Origin of the sequence: Microbacterium sp. NPDC087592, assembly GCF_044743585.1 — a bacterium.
Lineage (GTDB): Bacteria > Actinomycetota > Actinomycetes > Actinomycetales > Microbacteriaceae > Microbacterium.
In genome coordinates, this window is the sequence record NZ_JBIUWT010000001.1 from 1,894,664 (window position 1) to 1,912,179 (window position 17,516).

A 17,516-nucleotide genomic window follows, 5' to 3' on the forward strand; every position below is an offset into this window, starting at 1 on the left:
CCGCGACACGCGAAAGGACACCCGGCCATGGCCACCCCCACGCTCGAGGCGCGACCCACGACGCCCTCAGCTTCGCCGCCACGGCGACGCCGCGACACCGGCGCGATCGGACGCTTCATCGAGCGCAACGGCGCCTACCTCTTCCTCTTCCCGGCGATCGCGTACCTGGCGATCTTCACGGTCTTCCCCCTGATCCGCGGCGTGCTGCTGTCGTTCACGGCGACCAAGCTGGTCAACCCCGCCGGGGGACGGCCGGTCGGCATGGAGAACTACGAGTACCTGCTGTCGAGCGACAAGTTCTGGTCGTCCGTCATCACGACCCTCCTCTACACGCTCTTCACGGTGGTCTTCTCGGTCGGCATCGGAACCGCCGGAGCGCTGCTGCTCAACACCGCCTTCAAGGGGCGCGGCATCATCCGTGCCATCGCGACGATCCCCTGGGCCGTGCCGACGGTGGCCGCCGCCCTCATCTTCGTCTGGATCTACAACAACGAGCAGGGCATCCTGAACCGCACCACCTCGGCGCTCGGCCTCGGTGAGCACGGCTGGCTCGTCGATCCGAAGTACGGGCTGTTCGCGGTGACGCTCGCGACGGTCTGGAAGCTCACGCCGCTCGTGATGCTGGTCATGCTCAGCGCCCTGCAGAGCGTGCCGCACGAGCTCCGCGAAGCGACCTGGGTCGACGGCGCCACCCGCTTCCAGTCCTTCCGCGCGGTCACCCTGCCCCACATCATGCCGACCGTGCGCGTCATCACGCTGCTCATGACGATCTGGTCGATCCGACGCTTCGAGATCATCTTCCTGATCACCGGTGGGGGACCGCTCGACGTCACCAACACGCTCGTCGTGAACGTCTACCGCACCGCGTTCCAGGATCAGAACCTCGGACGCGCCGCGGCCATCGGCGCCCTCGGCCTGGTGCTGTCGCTGCTGGTCACTGTCGTCTACTTCATCGTCGAGCAGATCCAAGAACGTCAGGAGAGCCAGCGATGACCACCGTGCGCATCCCCACCGATCTTCCGCGTCGCCGCGGGATCGGCGCCAAGTTCGGCAGCCTCGGCAAGGCCGTCCTCATCACGCTGCTCGTCGTCTTCGCCGGATTCCCGGTGTACTGGATGCTGGCGACGTCGCTCGGCACCGAGGCTTCGCTCTACGGCGGCAGCCAGCCGCTGCTCCCCGAGGTGCAGAACATCGGCCAGTGGGGCGGCTTCCTCTCCGACATCCCGATCCTGCGCTGGCTCGGCAACTCGTTCGTGATCGCCGCCGGCACCACGATCCTCAGCCTCGTGCTGGCGACCATGGCCGCCTATGCGCTCAGCCGGTACAAGTTCCACGGCCGCGGCGTCGCCGGCTTCATCTTCTTCAGCACGCAGATGCTGCCGGAGGCGCTGATCATCGTCCCGCTGTACGCGATCTTCGCCGGCGCCGGGCTGCTCAACAGCCACTGGGGGCTCGTCCTCGCCGACACCGCGTTCGTGATGCCGGTGAGCATGTTCATCATCAAGAGCGGCATCGACAAGATCCCGTACGAGATCGAGGAGTCGGCCCGCATCGACGGCTGCTCGCGCCTGCGCATCCTGACCACGATCGTGCTCCCGCTGATCATGCCGAGCATCGCAGCCGCGGCCGTCATCGCGTTCTTCGACGGCTGGAACGAGTTCATGTTCGCGAACACCTTCATCTCGTCGTCCGACCTGTGGCCGGCATCCGTGGGGCTGTCGTCGTTCCTCGGGCAGTTCTACACGCCGATGAACATCGTCATGCTGTGCGCGCTGCTCTTCGCGCTGCCCGCGATCATCTTCTTCCTGTGGGCGCAGCGCGGCATCGTGTCCGGGCTCACCGCGGGATCCGTCAAGGGCTGACCGCCCTGCAATCTGGAGTATCGATACATGTCTGAAGGACTCGACCCGCTCTTCTCGGTGCGGGACAAGGTGGTCGTCGTGACCGGCGGCTTCGGCCAGATCGGAGCGGAGTTCGTCCGCTCGCTGCACCAGCGGGGCGCGCGCGTCGCCGTGACCTCTCGCAGCGAGGTGGCCGATCCCGCCGCGCGTCTCGGCATCGACGACCCGGATGGGCGCCTGCTCGCCGTGGCGATGGACATCACCGACCAGGCCAGCGTGGACGCAGGGCTCGACCAGGTCGCGGCGACCTGGGGCGTGCCGACCGTCGTCGTCAACAACGCCGGACTCGACACGCAGCCCAGCGCGCCGCCGGAGGTCTCCGGGCCGTTCGAGGAGTTCCCGGTCGACGTGTTCCGCGAGGTCGTCGACACCAACCTCGTCGGCACGTTCCTCGTGACGCAGGCGGCGGGTCGGCGGATGCGCGATGCCGGCGTCGGCGGCTCGATCGTCAATGTGGGATCCATCTACGGGATGGTGTCGCCCGTGCAGGACATCTACGCCTACAAGGCCGAGGACACGGGCATCCCCTTCATCAAGCCGGTCGCGTACTCGGCGGCGAAGTCGGGGCTCTACAACCTCACCCGCTACTGCGCCACGTACTGGGGGCGCGCGGGCATCCGCGTCAACACGCTCACGCCCTCGGGCGTCCGCCGGGACACGCAGGATGCGAAGTTCCAGGCGAACTACATCGCCCGGATGCCGATCGGTCGCATGGCCGAGGCCGACGAGTACAACGGCGCACTGGTCTTCCTCGCGTCCGACGCCTCGACGTACATGACCGGCTCCAACCTCGTGGTCGACGGCGGGTGGACCGCATGGTGAGTGATCTTCTCGGCACGCGCCTGTTCACAGCGGCGGTCACCCCGATGCGCCGCGACGAGAGCGTCGATCACGGCGCGCTCGCGACCATGCTCGACACCGACATCCGTCGCGGCGTCGAGGGCCTCTACATCTGCGGGTCGTCCGGCGAGGGCGTGCTGCTCTCCGAGGCCGAGCGCATCGCGGTGGCCGAGACCGCGGTGACGGCTGCCGCGGGGCGCGTGCCCGTGGTCTCCCACGTCGGCGCGATGTCGACGGGGGAGGCGTCGCGCATCGCCGCCGCAGCGAAAGACGCGGGTGTCGCAGCGATCTCCATGATCCCGCCGCTGTACTACGGCTATTCGACGGCGGATGTGGTGCGGCACCTCCGCACCGTGATCGACGCGGTCGAGCTTCCCTTCATTCTCTACAACATCCCGCAGTTCACTGGGCGCGACATCTCCGAGGGCGGCTTCGACGAGCTGCTCGCGCTGCCCCAGGTGATCGGCGTCAAGCACACCTCGCGCAACCTGTACGGGGCCGAGCGGATCCTCCGCCGCTACCCGCACCTGACCCTGATCAACGGCTTCGACGAGTTCTATCTGCCGGCGCTGTCGATCGGCGCACGCGGGGCGATCGGCACCACCGTGAGCCTGCAGATAGAGCTCTTCCTGTCGCTGCGTCGACGGTTCGACGCCGGCGACCTCGCCGGAGCGCGTGCCGTGCAGGTGCGCATCAACGACACGGTCGAGGGCATTGTCGAGGTCGGCGTGTTCGGCGCGGCCAAGTACCTCGGCGGCAAGCTGTCGGTCCCGCTCGGCGACTGCCGCTCGCCGCTCCCGGCGCTCGACGACGACGGTCGTGCGCGCCTGGACGCGGTCTTCGCGCGCCTACAGGAGAACATCGCGATCACCGCCGAGGAGGACGCCCGCGACGTCTCGTGATGGGGGATCGCGAGCGTCGTCCGGAGAGGCCGGTAGGGTGAAGCATCCGGGCAGCAGAGGGCGGGAAATGACCACGATCTACGACGTCGCGAGGCGCGCAGGCGTCTCGCCGGCGACGGTCTCGCGGGTGTTCAACGGCACCAGGGTCTCGCCCGAGAAGATCGAGGCGGTGCGCGCCGCGGCGGAAGAGTTGAACTTCACGCCGAACCGCGCCGCCCGCACGCTGCGCACCCAGACGTCCGAGGTCATCGCCCTCGTCATCCCCGATATCGAGAACCCCTACTTCACGGAGATGGCCCGTGGCGTCGAGGATGTGGCCTCCGAGGCCGGGTACTCGGTGGTCCTCTGCAACTCCGACTCGCAGACCGAGAAGGAGGCGACGTACCTGCAGATCGCGATCGCCGAGCACATGTCCGGCGTCATCATCGCGGCGGCGTCGAAGGCGACGGATCTCGACAGCATCCTGTCCACCGGCCGACCGGTGGTGGCGGTCGACCGCGCCACCCGGCACGAGCTCGATCTCGTCGTGATGGCGAACCGAGAGGCGGGCGTCGCGGCGACCGAGTCCCTGATCTCCGCCGGCCACCGACGAATCGCCTACATCGGTGGTCCGGAGGACATCGACACCGCTGCCGAACGCGCCGCGGGTTGGCGAGAGGCGCTCGCAGCGGCGGGACGCGATGCCGACATCGACGAGCTGCAACGGTTCGCGACGTTCCGTGTCGACGGTGCGCGGGCGGCGATGGAGGAATTGCTCGCCCTGCCCGACCCGCCGGACGCCGTCGTCGCCGGAAACAACCTCATCGGCGTCGGAGCGATCCAGGTGCTCACCGAACACGGACTCACCCCACCGGCAGTCGGGGTCGCGGTCGTCGGGTCGCTGCCCTTCACGACGCTCTCGCCGACCGCCGTCACGATGGTGCAGCTGCCCGCCCGCCACATGGGTGTGACGGCGGCGCGCATGCTCCTCGAGCGCATCGCCGGCGACACCCACCCTGCGCGCACGGTCGTGCTGCGGGGCGAGACCCGGCAGGCGACCGCGCGGCGTTCCGCGTAGGGGTTCGCCCCGCATCGCCTCGGTGATGGACGGTGCATGCGTAACCACGATCTCCTGCTTGCATCGTGAAATCGATTTCAGCTACGCTTTCCTCAGGCGTGATCAAGGAGGACACCATGCGATGCACCCTCGGGGTGGATGTCGGCACATCGAGCACCAAAGGCGTGCTCGTGGCGCCCGACGGAACCATCATCGCCACCACCACCCGCGAGCACGACGTCTCCCGGCCGCACACCGGCTGGGTGGAGATGGATGCCTCGATCTGGTGGGACGAGTTCGTCGACATCGCCCGCGAACTGCTCGCCGCGCACCCCGATGCCGAGGTCGTCGCCGTCGGCGTCAGCGGGATGGGTCCCTGCATCCTGCTCGCCGACGAGAACGACCAGCCGGTCCGACCCGCGATCCTCTACGGCGTCGACACCCGCGCTTCCGCCCAGATCGAGAGGATCACCGCCGAGCTCGGCGTGGACGAGATCACCCGCATCGGAGGCTCGGTGCTCACGTCGCAGGCCGGCGGGCCGAAGATCGCCTGGATCGCGGAGGAGGAGCCGGCGGCCTGGGCGCGCGCCCGACGGCTGTTCATGCCCGCATCCTGGCTCGTCCGTCGGCTCACCGGCGCGTACGTCTTCGACCATCAGTCCGCGAGCCAGGTCTCTCCCCTCTACGACATCGAGAGCGAGCGGTGGCACGCCCCGTTCTGGGGTCGCTACGCCACCACGATCGTGCAGCCGCGCCTCGCGTGGGCCGGCGACATCGCCGGCACCGTCACCCTGCAGGCAGCCGAATCGACCGGAATCCCGGCAGGGACGCCCGTCATCACGGGCACGATCGACGCCTGGACCGAGGCCGTCAGCGTGGGCGCGCATGAGACCGCCGACCTGATGCTGATGTACGGGACGACGATGTTCATGGTCTTCACCAGCGCGGTGACGCCGGGGGAGCCCGCGCTGCGCACCCCGTCGATGTGGACCACGGCCGGCGCCTTCCCCGGTACCCGGAACCTCGCCGGAGGCCTCTCGACCTCCGGCGCGCTGACCGCGTGGCTCAAGGACCTCACCGGTGCCGACTACCCGCAGCTCCTCGCCGAGGCGGAGGCAGCGGGGGTCGGCGCCCGGGGTGTGTTGATGCTCCCGTACTTCGCAGGAGAGCGCACCCCCATCCAGGACCCGGATGCGCGGGGCGTGATCGCCGGGCTGACGCTCGAGCACACCCGAGGCGATCTCTACCGAGCGGCGCTCGAGGCCACCGCATTGGGCGTGCGGCACAACGTCGAGACCATGCGAGCCGCGGGCGCCGACATCCGTCGGATCGTCGCGGTCGGCGGCGGTACGCAGGGGCGACTGTGGCTGCAGATCGTCTCCGACGTCACCGGTCTCGTGCAGGAGGTGCCGGAGACGACGATCGGTGCGAGCTACGGGGCCGCCTTCCTCGCCGCGGTCGCCGTGGCAGCCGACGGTGAGGCGCCGCTCATCACCGACTGGAACCCCATCACGGAGCGCATCACCCCGAACGCCGAGCTGCGCACCGCCTACGACACCCTGTTCGACCGCTACGTGCGTCTGTACGACGGAACGAAGGGCGTCGTCCACGAACTCGCCGCCGAGCAGCGCGGCACATCATCCCACTCAACCCCGGAGGAATCATGACCACCTACGCACTTCCCGCCCCCGTGTCCCGCCCGGCATCCGCGCCGAAGACCGCCTACCTGATCGCGTCGGGCGACCTGCGCGAGGCCGCCAACACCGGCGGCTGGCCGGTGCAGGTCGAGCTCGAGGCTGGCGTCACCGGCGTCTTCGAAGACCTCGGGTGGACCGTCATCCGCGCCAACGACGTCGACCCCGAGACGGGCCACGGCTTCATCTCGAGCCAGCGCATGGGGCTCGAGGTCTTCAAGAACATCCCGACCGATGCTCCGCTCATCGTCGCCGAGGCCGTGTGGCAGTACTCCCATCACGTGCTCGCCGGCCTCCGCACGCACCAGGGCCCGATCCTCACGGTCGCGAACTTCGCCGGTGACTGGCCGGGCCTCGTCGGACTGCTCGGCCTGAACGCCGGGCTGACGAAGATGGACAAGCCCTACGCCACGATCTGGTCGGTCGACTTCTCTGACGACTGGTTCAAGGCCGGCATCAAGGAGTGGACGGAGACGGGCGCCATCACCCATGACGCCTCTCACGTGCGCGCGCTCCCCGCCCTCCCCGACAGCCCCGAGAAGCAGCTGGGCGAGGCGCTCGCCGCTGAGCTGCTGGCGGAGAAGGCGATCATCGGCGTCTTCGACGAGGGCTGCATGGGCATGTACAACGCGATCTTCGACGACGAGCTGCTCAACCAGACCGGCATCTACAAGGAGCGCCTGTCGCAGTCGGCCCTCTACGCCGAGATGCTCGAGGTCACCGAGGCCGAGGCGGACGCCGCCTATGACTGGCTGATCGACGCGGGCATGACCTTCCGGTACGGCGAGGATGCCACCACCGAGCTCACACGGGAGCAGGTGCAGTGGCAGCTGAAGATGTACATCGCCGCGCTCCGCATCGCCGACGACTTCGGCCTCGACGCGGTGGGCATCCAGTACCAGCAGGGGCTGAAGGACCTGGTTCCGGCCTCCGATCTCGCCGAAGGCATCCTGAACTCGACTCAGCGCCCGCCGGTGACCTCACGCGACGGTTCGCGGGTGCTGCACGACGGCCGCGCGTTCCCGCACTTCAACGAGGCCGACGAGGGGGTCGCCGTGGACGCGCTGGTCACCGATCGCGTCTGGCGTGCGATGGGCCTCGTGCCCGACAACACCCTGCACGACGTGCGCTGGGGCGAGGAGTACGACGGGCAGTTCGTCTGGGTCTACGAGATCTCGGGCTCGGTTCCGGCGTCGCACCTGGGCGGATGGCAGAACGCCGAGGGCTGGCGGCAGGGGCACGTGTTCTTCCCCGCGGGCGGAGCCACGATCAACGGCGTCTCGAAGCCCGGCGAGATCGTGCTGTCGCGTGTGTTCATCGCCGACGGGATCCTGCAGGCCGACATCTTCCGCGCGTCGGTCGTCGAGCTCCCGGCCGAGGAGACCCAGCGCCGCAAGGACGCTACGAACCCGGAGTGGCCGATCGCGCACGTCGTGCTGCACGGCGTCTCCCGCGACCAGTTCATGGCCCGCCACAAGGCCAACCACGCACAGCTCGCCTACGCTCCGGATGCCGAGACGGCGGACAAGGCTCTGATCGCCAAGGCCGCGATGTTCGACGGAATGGGCATCAAGGTCAACCTGGTGGGAGACGTGGCGGTCTGACCCGGCGCTCGTCTGCCTGGAGGGCTACTGAGACCGCCAGAACCGCATCACCAGGTTCGTCAACTCCTGGTCGAGATCGTCGACCTTGGACTCGATCCGCCCGAGGCGCGCGTCGAGGCCGTCGATACGTGCCGAGAGAGCGGTGTCGAGGCCGTCGATACGTGCCGAGAGGGTGGCGTCGATGCGATCGACCTCGACGCGGATCACGCGGCTGAGCTGCGTCGTCATGAGCGTCATGCCGCCGAGCATCACAGCCGCGAAGATACCGAGCAGCGTCCATACCTGAGGGTCGTTCAAGCGCATGCCTCCAGTCTGAGTTCGGAGGCCCACGTTGTCACGGTATTCCGGTCTCGATGCGCCACGAGCCCAGTCGCCGTGGGTACCTCGCCGAGACGAGGTGCCCGTGTAGAAGGAGTGGCCGGCCGGCGGGGTCAGTCCAGGTCGAAGATCTCGAGTTGACGGAGCGTGACCTCGGCCACCGCGCGCACGCGGAGCGCCGAGGTCACGATCCGGGCTGTCAGGGTGAAGGGCGTCGTGCGGTCGGCCGGCAGCTCGGCCCGGTGTGTGATCGTGACGGGCATCCAGTGGCCGTCCGTCCCCTCGGCCTCCCATCGAAGGGCCGACGACGATGCCGTCGCCGCCACGGTCACGCTGACGTCGGTCACGCCGCGAGGCTCCTCGAACCGCCATCCCACCCATTCCCCGCGACGCAGCGCGACACCGGCATCCCCCGACGGCACGCAGTCGTCGAAGACTGCATCCGGGCGGATGGTGTCGGTGGAGGCGACGACCTCACCGGCGCCGGAGGTCAGGTCAGGGCACCAGATCGCGAGGTCGTGGAGGGAGGAGCCCGCTTCGAGCGCCGCGACCGGGTCGAGGCCGAACTCCAGTTCCAGCACCGCGTCGCCGGAGAGCGCGTCGATCGGCAGGTCGGCCGAGGGCAGGGGCACCCCGTCGAGTCGCGCCTCCTGCAGGATGTGGGCCGAGGGGGTGGCTCGACGCGACCGGATGCGCAGGGAGGAACCGTTTCCGCGATCCACGCGGATGTCGTCGAAGAGAGGCGACCCGATCCGCAGCCGGCCCGAGGCGAGTTCCAGGGGATAGAGCCCGAGCGCGGCCCACAGCCACCAGGCGCTCATCTCGCCGTTGTCCTCATCGCCCGGGAACCCCTGGCCGAGGTGCGCGCCGGCGAACAGGCGCGCGGCGAGGTCGTGCACGAGCGGCGCCGACTGCCAAGGCCGGTCGCTGAACGCGTACATGAACGGGATGTGGTGCGCCGGCTGGTTCGAGATCGCGCACATCCCGGAACGCAGCGCCCTCGCCTCGCGTTGCTCATGGATGACGGTGCCGTACGCGCCGCCGAAGCGTTCATCGGCGGTCTCGGGTTCGGCGAACAGGGCGTCGAGGTGGCGTCCGAGACCGGCGGGACCGCCGTAGAGGTCGGCGAGGCCCGCTCCGTCGTGCACGGCGCCGACCGACATGCCCCAGGCGTTCGTCTCGACGTTGTCTCCGCCCCAGGATCGCGGATCGAACCCGGATGCGGAGAACGCGCCCTCATCGTCCCGGCCACGGAAGAACCCGGTGTCGTCGTCGAACAGCGTGCGATACGACCGGGCTCGATTCGCGAAGTACCGGGCGAAGGATCTGTAGCGCGCGGCGTCCGCGGCCGTGGCGGACTCGGTGGCGAGCTGCGCCGCGAGGCGCCCGAGTGCGGCATCGCTCACCGCGTTCTCGATGCTCCAGCTCATGCCCTCGGGAACATTCGAGGAGATGTATCCGGTGAACCGGCCCCGCGCGATGCCCTTGCGGCCGCGGCGCGCATCCGGCCCCGGCTCGCACGCGTTCCGCCATCCGCTCTCGAACGCGGTGACGCGGTCGAAGCCCACGCCCCAGCGTGCGGCATCGGCGAAGATCTGGTCGCTCGAGGTGCCGACCATGCTGTCGACGTATCCGGGTGCGCTCCATCGCGCCATCCAGCCTCCGCGGCGATACTGCTCGAGCTGCCCGTCGAGGAGCCGCCCAGCGAGGGAGGGATCGAGCAGGGCGAGAGCCGGCCACTCGGTGCGGTACGTGTCCCAGTATCCGTTGTTCACGACGAGTTCGCCGTCGACGGCCGGTGCGACTCCGCTCTCGTCGTGTGACTCGCGCGCGGCGAACACGTCGGCGAATCGCCAGACCGGCGCCTCCGCGGTCCCGGCGTTCTCGGCCGCGCTGTTGGGGTACAGGTGCATCCGGTGAAGCGCGGCGGCGATCCGAGACCGATTCTCCTCGTCGGCGAGCGTGCGGTACGGCGTCTCGGCTTCCGGAAGCGGCGGGATCGTGACGCGGCCGAGCAGCCGGTTCCACGAGGCGGCGGCCGCATCGCGCAGCTCTCCGTAGGCGCTCGACCGCGGAGCCTCCGTCTCCAGAGCGTGCAGGGCCTGCTCCACCGACAGGAAGGAGATGCCGATCCGCACCTCGAGCGATCCACGTCCGCCCACGTATCCCGCGACCCGCCCGCGGCCGTCGTCATCGAGGGGCCCGCGATCGAGTGTCCGCTCATCGTCGCGGGGGTGCCGGACCGTCCCGGCGAAGAAGCAACGGGGAGCGTTGCCCCAGTCCTCGGGCCCCTCCGGGATCCACCCCTCGAATCCGCCGGCATCCGTCCAGAAGAGACGCCCCGCGTCGGTGAGCTGGTCGATGACGAAGCCGACCGGGGCGGCGGCATCCGCGCTGTGCACTCGGAACGCCGCTGCGTGCGCCGTCGCCGTCATCTCGACCTGCAGGCCGTCGCCGAGATCGGCCGAGTATTCGTGCGGAAGCGCCCGTTCGGAGCCGGGGGTGATCCAGCGCCGGCGGCCTCCGCGGCGCGAGGTGGGCGCGCCGAGGAACGGCATCAGCTGCAGCACCGAGCGGTCGCCGATCCACGGGCTCGGCTGATGGGAGAACTGCAGCGCTTCGAGCCGTCGCCCCCGGCTGTCGTCATGCACGAACGGCCGGTACGGCCACCGGGCGTCTTCCGCATCGGTCGCCGGCGTGACGAAGGTGAACCCGTGCGGCACGGCCACCGCCGGGATGGTGTTGCCGCGAGAGAACCGTGGACCCGAATGCGAGCCGCGCCGGGTGTCGACCCGTTCGACGGGCGAGAGGTCACGGGCGGGGGCCTGCGCTTCGACCACGACCTGCACGAACCCGGTGCACCGCGCGGGGAGGTCGGCGGTGCCGGGGAGGGATGCGGCGCCGAGCACGACCTCGACCGTGCCGCTGCGGCGTGCGAAGGGGGCGAGGGAGACGGTGTCGGCGTTCCACTGCTCGGGCATGCTCCAGCGGGCGGCGAACTGCGCCTGCGCGGTGATCGGGAAGTCGTAGCGATCGCGCACGGCCGACGTGTCGCTCAGTCGTGCGCCGTCGGCGAAGCGCACATCGACCGTCACAGCGAGGGCTGCGTGCGGAGACAGTGTCGCGGCGGGGCCGTCGGCGTAGAACGCCCAGTGCAGCACGGTGTCGGGGGAGATCTCGAGGTCGGTGAGCCCGGGCACGTCGACCCGCTGCTCGCCGGAAGAGGGATCGAAAGCGAAGGCGAACACCGGGCCGGGCAGCACGCCCGCTCGGGGACGGGACGACGGAGGATCGGCCGGCCCGTCCGCCGGCGTGAGATGCGCGGCGCTCACCCCTTGATGGCGCCCTCCTGCACGCCCTTGAAGAAGAAGCGCTGCGTGAACGAGAACATGATGACGATGGGCACGAGAGCGATCATGGTGCCGGCAGCGATCAAGCGCGGGTCGACCGAGAAGCTGCTGTTCAGATACGCCATGCCGACCGTCAGCGTGTACTTCGACGGGTCGGACAGCACGATGAGCGGCCACAGGTAGTCGTCCCAGGCCCCGATGAACGCGAAGATCGCGACCACCGAGACCATGCCGCGGATGTTCGGCCACACGATGTGGCGGATGCGCTGCCAGGTGGTCGCACCGTCGACCGTCGCGGCATCCAGCACGTCCTTCGGGATCATGCGGCAGGCGGTGGCGATCAGGAGCACGTTCATCGCGCTGATCGCGCCGGGGAGGAAGACGCCCCAGAGGGTGTCGGCCAGCCCGAGGGCGCGGATCGTGAGGAAGTTGCTCGTCACCGTCACCTCACCGGGGAAGAGCAGCGTGGAGAGCAGGATCGCCATCACGATCCACTTGCCGCGGAACCTCATGCAGCCTAGCGCGTAGCCCGCGAACGTGGCCAGGACGACGTTGCTGACGACCGTGCCGACCGAGACGAGCAGCGAGTGCCAGGCGTAGAGGTACACCGGGACGATGTCGGCGACCCTGATGTAGTTCTGCAGCGTCGGCTCGCGCGGGATGAGCTCGGGCGGGAAGGAGTAGATGTTCTCCTGCGGCCCCTTGAACGAGGTCGACAGCTGCCAGATGAACGGCCCGATGACGAGCACCAGGACGAAGAGGAGGAGGGCGTATCGACCGATCAGACCGCCGAGGGTCGGCTTGCTGAAATCGCCGGAGCCGCGACGGCGGAACATGCGCTCGCGGGTCGGCGCCGACACCTCTTCGGAGGGTCGGGCGTCGTCGGTCGAGCGGGGCGGCGTGAGCGTGCTCATGCGGAGACCTTCGCCTTCTTCTCGCGATTCATGACGGCGATCGCGACGAGCGGGATGAGGGTGAGCAGGAACAGCGCCACGCTGATGGCGGACGCGTATCCGATGTTCCCGTTGAGGCCGGAGCCGACCTGGCGGATGAGCATCACGAGCGACATGTCGTAGCCACCGGGACCGCCCGTGCTCTTGGACAGCACGTCGAGCTCGGCGAACACCCTGATGGCGGATACGGCGATGAGCACCGAGATGAGGAGCATCGCGCCGCGGACCGAGGGGATCGTCACGGACAGGAACCGACGGAAGGAGCCGGCGCCGTCGAGCATCGCCGCCTCGTGCAGCTCCTTGCCGACGTTCCCGAGTGCCGCGAGGTACACGACCATGTAGTAGCCCAGGCCCTTCCAGACCGTGAGCAGGATGGCGCAGCCGAGCAGCAGCCAGCGATCGACGAGGAACGCCATCGGCTTGTCGACCAGCCCGAGGAACTCGAGCGTCTGGTTGATGATGCCGCGGCTGTCGAACAGCCAGGTCCAGATGAGGGCGACCACGACCACCGAGGCGATCACGGGGAAATAGAACGTGGTGCGGAAGAACGAGATGCCGGGGAGCTTCTTCTGCACGAGCAGCGCCAGCAGCAGCGGCAGGATCGTGAGCAGCGGCACGCACACGACCACGTAGATGAGGCACGTCGTCAGGGCGTTCCAGAACATCTCGTCGCCGAACATGCGCTCGTAGTTCGCCCCGCCGACGAACTCGGGCGTCCGCAGGGGTTTGGCATCGGTGAAGCTGAGGAAGACCGTGTTCAGGAACGGCCAGAGCGCGAACACCAGCACCCAGGCGACGGCGGGCCCGAGGAGCAGCCAGGGTGTGAACCACCGGTGGGATCTCATCGTCTTCCGGCCGGCCGTGATGCCGGTGTCCGCGCGCATGGCTTACTTGTCCACGCGGTTGGCGTTGGCGTACTCGACGATCTTGTCGAGCTGGGCCTTCGCGTCCGCCTCGCCGTTGACCGCGAGGGCGATCTGCTGGGTCATGTACGTAGCCATGTCGGAGGTCCACTGGAACGGCAGCGCCTTGGCGTCCTTCATCGCGCCGAAGACGGTGTCGATCGCCGACAGCTGCTTCTCGTCGGTGACGGTCGCGGCGATGTTGTCGACGACCTGGTCTCCGCCCTCGGCCGTTCCGGGAGCGGTGCCGACGGCGAGCGACGAGAAGGCCACCTGGTTCTCCTCGTTCGTCGCGAACTCGGCGAAGGCGAGCGCGGCCTCCTTGTTGTCGGAGTCCGCCGAGACGTTGAGCCCCTGCACGTACAGCGGTGCGACACCGAGTCGCGGCGTCGCCACCGTGTTCTCGAGCAGCGCCGGTGCGTCCTTCTGCAGGTCGGTCGTGAAGCCGGTGCCGCCGGTGGTGAAGGCGACCTTCTCCTGGATGTACGCCTCCGCGTTTCCGCCGTAGTCACCGGTCAGGGCTTCCGCGGGCATCGCGCCGGCCGCGTACGCATCCGCGTACTTCTCGATGATCGCGGCGGCCTCGTCGGTGTTGAAGTCGAACTCGCCCTCGTCGTCGATGACCTCCATGCCGGCGGCCGTGAACGTGTCGAGGGCCGGGATCGAGGAGAGGAGCTGCACCTTGCCGTTGGATTCGGTGGCCACGTCTTTCGCGAGCGTGAGGAGCTCGTCGACCGTGGTCGGGAGGTTCTCCTCGGTGACGCCGAAGGGTGCGAGTTGCGCGAGGTTCCACCAGGAGGCGTCGCTGGAGAGGTACCAGGGCAGGCCGTACGTGCCCTCCATGCCCGGGTACTGGCTGTAGGCCTCCCAGGCGCCCGTGTTGTAGGCGGTCTTCAGGTCGGGGTCGGCGGTCTCCAGGTCGATCAGCTTGCCCGCGGCGACCAGCGGGTACGCGATGTCGGGCGGCAGGTTCAGCACGTCGGGGAGGGTGTCGGCGTTCGCCTGGCTCAGGATCTTCTCCTGGTAGCCGTCGCCCGGCTGGTCGAGCCACTCGACCGTCACGTCGGGGTGCTCCTTCTCGAACGCGTCGATGAGGTCCTCGAAATACGGGGTGAACTTCTCGTTCTTGAGCGACCACGTCTGGAACTGGATGGTGCCGCTCAGCTCGCCCGATGTGTCGATGGGGCCCGAGGCGTCGGAGGTGCCGCCGCCTCCCGTGCAACTCGTCAGCGCCAGAACGCCGATGCTGAATGCTGCCAGAGCGACAATGCGTGTGCGAACTTTCATCGTGCTTCTTCCTCGAGGCGGGCGAATCCGCGCGAAGTCCGCAGGAACGGACTACAGCGCTTTAGCAGATGAAACCATCCGATTTCCTCCCTGTCAAGGCACTCGTCGGGCGACGCATTGCCTGCAAGTGCAGGAGTGCGCACCGTTCGTTGCTCAAGCGTTATAGTGGTGCGAACTCCGCCCTCCTCGAAGGGCACGTCCGAAAGGTCTGACACATGACGCAGCGCGGCGCCCCCGATGCTCCTCTGAGGTTCGGGGCGAACTACACGCCGTCGAAGAACTGGATGCACTCCTGGCTCGACTTCACCCCCGACGACGTGCGCCGGGACTTCGCGGCTCTCGCGGAGCTCGGGCTCGATCACGTCAGAGTCTTCCCGCTGTGGACCGTGCTGCAGCCGAACCGCACGCTCATCCGGGAGAAGGCCATCGACGACGTCCGTGCCGTCGTCGACATCGCCGGCGAGTTCGGCATGGATGCGGGCATCGATGTGGTCCAGGGGCACCTCTCGAGCTTCGACTTCGTCCCCTCGTGGCTGTACACGTGGCACGACAAGAACATGTTCACCGATCCACGGGCGCTCGAGGGTCAGGTCGCGCTCGTCGACCGGCTCGGTCGGGCGTTGAGCGACGCACCGAACTTCCTCGGCCTGACGCTCGGTAACGAGACGAACCAGTTCTCCGCGCATACGCATCCCTCCCCCTGGCCGGTCACGCAGGACGAAGCCGGCGGCTGGATCTCGACCCTGCTGGCGGCGGCGGAGGCCGCGGCGCCGGGGCTCCCGCACGTCCACAGCGAGTACGACGCCGTCTGGTACATGGACGGACATGGCTTCACGCCCGCGCATGCGTCGCGCCTGGGGGCCATGACCACGATCCACTCCTGGATCTTCAACGGCACCGCCCAGCGCTACGGCGGTCGCTCGGTCGCCTCCGATCGTCACGCCGAGTACCTGATCGAGCTCTCCCGCGCCTTCGCGACCGATCCCGACCGGGCGGTGTGGCTGCAGGAGGTGGGCGCCCCCTCGAACTGTCTCACCGACGAGGAGATGCCGGGCTTCCTGGAGGCGACGGTGCGCTCCGCCGCGCGCACCCAGAACCTCTGGGGCATCACCTGGTGGTGTTCGCATGACGTCAGCCGCGACCTCGGTGACTTCCCCGAGCTGGAGTACACCCTCGGGCTCATCGGTCAGGACGGCGCGGCGAAACCCATCGGCCGGCGTCTCGCTGAGATCATCCCCGACCTGCGTCAGCGCGTCGCGCCGCCCGTGAGGGACACGGCGATCGTGGTGGACGTGGACGAGCGCGAGGTTCCCGTGAGTCGGGCGGCGCTGAGCCCGGGCGGGGTGGTGTTCCAGGCCTGGGTGGATGCCTGCGCCGCGGGCCTCGATCCCGCACTCGTGACGTCGCGCGACGCGCTCGACCCCGTAGCGCTCGACGCGCGAGGAATCCGTCGTCTCATCCGTCCCGACCTCTCGGCCGACGTGGTCGACCCCTACGGATCGGTCAACACCGTCGTCCAGAGCTGACCGCGATCGCGGTTCGGGCCGGACGAGGTCGTTCAGGCGAGGCGCGCGGGCGGAGCGGTGCTCTCGCGTGCCGTGAGCACCGGCGTCGGACCCTCGACGCTGGGCAGGTTCACTCCCGCCTCGATCTGCTGCAGCAGGAGAGTGGCGGCGCGCTCGCCGAGTTCGAAGGTGTCTCGGGTCATCGCCGTGATCGACGGGTTGATCAGTCCGGCGATGACGGAGTCGTCGAACGAGGCGAGGGAGACGTCGCGCGGCACGGCACGGCCCATCTCCTGGGCGACGCGGAGACCTGCGACCGCCATCACGTCGTTGTCGTAGACGATCGCGGTCGGCTGCTGCCGACCGGAGAGCAGCGAGCGCGTGACCGCCGATGCGCGTGCGGGCGAGAAGTCCGTGATGATGACCTCGCCCTCGACGCCGTCGGTTCTCATGCGCCCGAGCACCTCGGCACGCAGGCGCGTGTGTTCGAGTTCGGCCGGGCCGGCGACGTAGGCGATGCGGGTGTGCCCGAGGGCGGCCAGGTAGGAGAAGAGCGTCTCGGCCACCGTGTCGTCGCCGATCCAGACGCTCGGCACGGAGCCCTCCGGCGAGGGCTCGGAACCGATCATCACGGCCCGGGCGTCGAGGGCTTCGATGCGCCCGACGCGGGGATCGTCCTCGCGGGGGTCGATGAAGATGAAACCGTCGACCTGGTTGGAGGAGCGCCACTGTCGGTGCACTTCCATCTCCTCGGCGATGTCGCTGACGAGGCGGAGCTGCAGGCTGACCTTGCTCTCCGACAGCCGTGACTCGATGCCCGCGATGAGGTCGGTGAAGAACGCCTCGGATCCCAGTGACCGTGCCGGGCGGGCGAGGGCGAAGCCGACGGTGTTGGCGCGCGCTCCGACCAGCGCTCGAGCCGCCGAGCTCGGCTGCCAGCCGTTCTCTTCGACGATGCTGAGGATGCGCTGCCTGGTCTCGTCGCTCACGCCGGGGCGGCCGTTCAGCGCGAAGGAGACGGCACCGGGAGAGACCCCTGCCATGCGCGCGATGTCGGCGATGGTGACGCGTTTCGCCGGGGTCATAGTCCCTCACCATACTTGATCGATTTAGTCTCGCGGAAGAACAGACGATGCGCTTAGACTTGGTTACTAGATCGTTTTAGTAAATCCGATAGCATCAACACGGCGTCGCCCGTCGCGCCGCGGACCAGCACTCACCGTC

The 17,516-nt window shown here is 68.7% G+C and carries 14 protein-coding genes; 8 read left to right on the forward strand and 6 right to left on the reverse strand.

Features of this window, described 5'->3' with window-relative positions; all coding sequences use genetic code 11:
• Positions 1-27: 27 nt before the first annotated feature.
• The 7 genes from ACIOTO_RS08995 to ACIOTO_RS09025 all read left to right on the forward strand — a co-directional run bounded on the left by ACIOTO_RS08995 (position 28) and on the right by ACIOTO_RS09025 (position 7,977).
• The gene (locus ACIOTO_RS08995; protein ID WP_400857507.1) at positions 28-993 is read left to right on the forward strand and encodes a carbohydrate ABC transporter permease; all 966 of its coding nucleotides are present in this window, start codon (positions 28-30) and stop codon (positions 991-993) included.
• Positions 990-1,862 (forward strand): carbohydrate ABC transporter permease, encoded by an 873-nt coding sequence (locus ACIOTO_RS09000; RefSeq protein WP_081860046.1) that lies wholly within the window; start codon positions 990-992, stop codon positions 1,860-1,862. Before ACIOTO_RS08995 ends, ACIOTO_RS09000 begins: the two co-directional genes overlap by 4 nt.
• 27 nt (positions 1,863-1,889) lie before the next feature.
• Positions 1,890-2,723: an SDR family oxidoreductase gene (locus ACIOTO_RS09005; protein ID WP_091031888.1), complete on the forward strand. Its 834-nt coding sequence runs from the start codon at positions 1,890-1,892 to the stop codon at positions 2,721-2,723.
• Positions 2,717-3,643, forward strand: a complete 927-nt coding sequence (locus ACIOTO_RS09010; protein ID WP_400857508.1) for a dihydrodipicolinate synthase family protein — start codon at positions 2,717-2,719, stop codon at positions 3,641-3,643. The genes ACIOTO_RS09005 and ACIOTO_RS09010 overlap by 7 nt, the downstream gene beginning before the upstream one ends.
• Before the next feature lie 67 nt (positions 3,644-3,710).
• Entirely contained in the window at positions 3,711-4,700 is a 990-nt protein-coding gene (locus ACIOTO_RS09015; protein WP_400857510.1) for a LacI family DNA-binding transcriptional regulator, read from the forward strand.
• A 116-nt stretch (positions 4,701-4,816) separates the two neighbouring features.
• Positions 4,817-6,346 carry an FGGY-family carbohydrate kinase gene (locus tag ACIOTO_RS09020; protein WP_400857511.1) on the forward strand — a complete coding sequence of 510 codons (1,530 nt, stop codon included), beginning with the start codon at positions 4,817-4,819 and terminating at the stop codon, positions 6,344-6,346.
• Complete coding sequence (locus ACIOTO_RS09025; protein ID WP_400857513.1) at positions 6,343-7,977, forward strand: fucose isomerase; 1,635 nt, start codon at positions 6,343-6,345, stop codon at positions 7,975-7,977. Before ACIOTO_RS09020 ends, ACIOTO_RS09025 begins: the two co-directional genes overlap by 4 nt.
• A gap of 24 nt (positions 7,978-8,001) precedes the next feature.
• On the opposite strand, the gene ACIOTO_RS09030 is transcribed toward ACIOTO_RS09025, so the two are convergent.
• The 5 genes from ACIOTO_RS09030 to ACIOTO_RS09050 form a co-directional block, all read right to left on the reverse strand.
• Entirely contained in the window at positions 8,002-8,280 is a 279-nt protein-coding gene (locus ACIOTO_RS09030) for a hypothetical protein (RefSeq protein WP_400857514.1), read from the reverse strand.
• A 128-nt stretch (positions 8,281-8,408) separates the two neighbouring features.
• A complete protein-coding gene (locus ACIOTO_RS09035) occupies positions 8,409-11,627 on the reverse strand; it encodes a GH92 family glycosyl hydrolase (RefSeq protein WP_400857515.1) in 3,219 nt (1,072 codons plus the stop codon).
• Positions 11,624-12,559 (reverse strand): carbohydrate ABC transporter permease, encoded by a 936-nt coding sequence (locus tag ACIOTO_RS09040; protein ID WP_136025566.1) that lies wholly within the window; start codon positions 12,557-12,559, stop codon positions 11,624-11,626. The genes ACIOTO_RS09035 and ACIOTO_RS09040 overlap by 4 nt, the downstream gene beginning before the upstream one ends.
• On the reverse strand, positions 12,556-13,482 hold the full coding sequence (locus tag ACIOTO_RS09045; RefSeq protein ID WP_400857516.1) for a carbohydrate ABC transporter permease: 927 nt from the start codon (positions 13,480-13,482) through the stop codon (positions 12,556-12,558). The genes ACIOTO_RS09040 and ACIOTO_RS09045 overlap by 4 nt, the downstream gene beginning before the upstream one ends.
• A 3-nt stretch (positions 13,483-13,485) precedes the next feature.
• A complete protein-coding gene (locus ACIOTO_RS09050; RefSeq protein ID WP_372467578.1) occupies positions 13,486-14,787 on the reverse strand; it encodes an ABC transporter substrate-binding protein in 1,302 nt (433 codons plus the stop codon).
• A gap of 215 nt (positions 14,788-15,002) precedes the next feature.
• Between ACIOTO_RS09050 and ACIOTO_RS09055 the strand changes: the two genes are divergently transcribed.
• Positions 15,003-16,313, forward strand: a complete 1,311-nt coding sequence (locus ACIOTO_RS09055; RefSeq protein ID WP_400857518.1) for a glycosyl hydrolase — start codon at positions 15,003-15,005, stop codon at positions 16,311-16,313.
• Positions 16,314-16,345: 32 nt separating this feature from the next.
• Here ACIOTO_RS09055 and ACIOTO_RS09060 read toward each other — a convergent pair whose 3' ends face one another.
• Positions 16,346-17,377 carry a LacI family DNA-binding transcriptional regulator gene (locus ACIOTO_RS09060; RefSeq protein WP_400857519.1) on the reverse strand — a complete coding sequence of 344 codons (1,032 nt, stop codon included), beginning with the start codon at positions 17,375-17,377 and terminating at the stop codon, positions 16,346-16,348.
• Positions 17,378-17,516 lie beyond the last annotated feature (139 nt).

Bases quoted from the DNA above. Each gene is read 5' to 3' on its own strand.
- ACIOTO_RS09030 (WP_400857514.1), bottom strand. From the start codon at position 8,280: ATGCGCTTGAACGACCCTCAGGTATGGACGCTGCTCGGTATCTTCGCG.
- ACIOTO_RS09025 (WP_400857513.1), top strand. From the start codon at position 6,343: ATGACCACCTACGCACTTCCCGCCCCCGTGTCCCGCCCGGCATCCGCG.
- ACIOTO_RS08995 (WP_400857507.1), top strand. From the start codon at position 28: ATGGCCACCCCCACGCTCGAGGCGCGACCCACGACGCCCTCAGCTTCG.
- ACIOTO_RS09055 (WP_400857518.1), top strand. From the start codon at position 15,003: ATGACGCAGCGCGGCGCCCCCGATGCTCCTCTGAGGTTCGGGGCGAAC.
- ACIOTO_RS09040 (WP_136025566.1), bottom strand. From the start codon at position 12,559: ATGAGCACGCTCACGCCGCCCCGCTCGACCGACGACGCCCGACCCTCC.
- ACIOTO_RS09020 (WP_400857511.1), top strand. From the start codon at position 4,817: ATGCGATGCACCCTCGGGGTGGATGTCGGCACATCGAGCACCAAAGGC.
- ACIOTO_RS09010 (WP_400857508.1), top strand. From the start codon at position 2,717: ATGGTGAGTGATCTTCTCGGCACGCGCCTGTTCACAGCGGCGGTCACC.
- ACIOTO_RS09050 (WP_372467578.1), bottom strand. From the start codon at position 14,787: ATGAAAGTTCGCACACGCATTGTCGCTCTGGCAGCATTCAGCATCGGC.
- ACIOTO_RS09005 (WP_091031888.1), top strand. From the start codon at position 1,890: ATGTCTGAAGGACTCGACCCGCTCTTCTCGGTGCGGGACAAGGTGGTC.
- ACIOTO_RS09000 (WP_081860046.1), top strand. From the start codon at position 990: ATGACCACCGTGCGCATCCCCACCGATCTTCCGCGTCGCCGCGGGATC.
- ACIOTO_RS09015 (WP_400857510.1), top strand. From the start codon at position 3,711: ATGACCACGATCTACGACGTCGCGAGGCGCGCAGGCGTCTCGCCGGCG.
- ACIOTO_RS09060 (WP_400857519.1), bottom strand. From the start codon at position 17,377: ATGACCCCGGCGAAACGCGTCACCATCGCCGACATCGCGCGCATGGCA.
- ACIOTO_RS09045 (WP_400857516.1), bottom strand. From the start codon at position 13,482: ATGCGCGCGGACACCGGCATCACGGCCGGCCGGAAGACGATGAGATCC.